Origin of the sequence: Curtobacterium sp. MCBA15_007 (assembly GCF_001864905.1) — a bacterium.
GTDB classification, from domain to species: domain Bacteria; phylum Actinomycetota; class Actinomycetes; order Actinomycetales; family Microbacteriaceae; genus Curtobacterium; species Curtobacterium poinsettiae.
The window spans coordinates 6,915-7,949 of sequence record NZ_MJGM01000007.1; the positions used below are offsets into that span (position 1 = coordinate 6,915).

Genomic DNA, 1,035 nt, shown 5'->3' on the forward strand with positions numbered 1-1,035 from the left:
GACGAGGACGACGACGACGACGAGGAAGCCGTCGCCGGGAGGTCGAAGCCACCCTGCGCCTCGTCGGCGATGGTCTTCGCGACCTGCGCCTTGTGGGCTTCCCAACGACCCTGGGCGGCCGCGTACTGGCCCTCCCACTCGGTGCGCTGCGTGTCGTAGCCCTCGAGCCACTCGTTGGTCTCCGGGTCGAAGCCCTCGGGGTACTTGTAGTCACCCTTGTCGTCGTACTCGGTCGGCATGCCGTAGAGCGCCGGGTCGAACTCGTCGCTCTCCGGGTCCACGCCCTCGTTCGCCTGCTTGAGGCTGAGCGAGATGCGGCGACGGTCGAGGTCGATGTCGATGATCTTGACGAAGACCTCGTCGTTGACCGAGACGACCTGCTCGGCGAGCTCGACGTGCTTGTTCGAGAGCTCCGAGATGTGCACGAGGCCCTCGATGCCGTCGGCAACACGGACGAAGGCACCGAACGGGACGAGCTTCGTGACCTTGCCCGGTGCGATCTGGCCGATCGCGTGGGTGCGGGCGAAGACCTGCCACGGGTCCTCCTGCGTCGCCTTGAGCGAGAGCGACACGCGCTCACGGTCCAGGTCGACCTCGAGGATCTCGACGGTGACTTCCTGACCGACCTCGACGACCTCGCTGGCGTGCTCGATGTGCTTCCAGCTGAGCTCGGAGACGTGGACGAGACCGTCGACGCCACCGAGGTCCACGAACGCACCGAAGTTGACGATCGAGGACACGATGCCCTTGCGGACCTGGCCCTTGTGGAGGTTGTTGAGGAACGTGGTCCGGGACTCGGACTGCGTCTGCTCGAGGAGCGCACGGCGCGACAGGACCACGTTGTTGCGGTTCTTGTCGAGCTCGAGGATCTTGGCCTCGATCTCCTGGCCGAGGTACGGCGTGAGGTCGCGGACACGACGGAGCTCGATGAGCGAGGCGGGGAGGAAGCCACGGAGGCCGATGTCGACGATGAGGCCGCCCTTGACGACCTCGATGACCGTCCCGGTCACGACGCCGTCGGACTCCTTGATCTTC

1 protein-coding gene is annotated in these 1,035 nt (G+C 66.0%); it reads right to left on the bottom strand.

Going from position 1 to position 1,035, the window contains the following annotated elements; genetic code table 11:
• Positions 1-1,035, bottom strand: a 1,035-nt coding sequence (locus BIU95_RS04875; protein ID WP_071250715.1) for a S1 RNA-binding domain-containing protein, incomplete at both ends; no start/stop codon positions are given.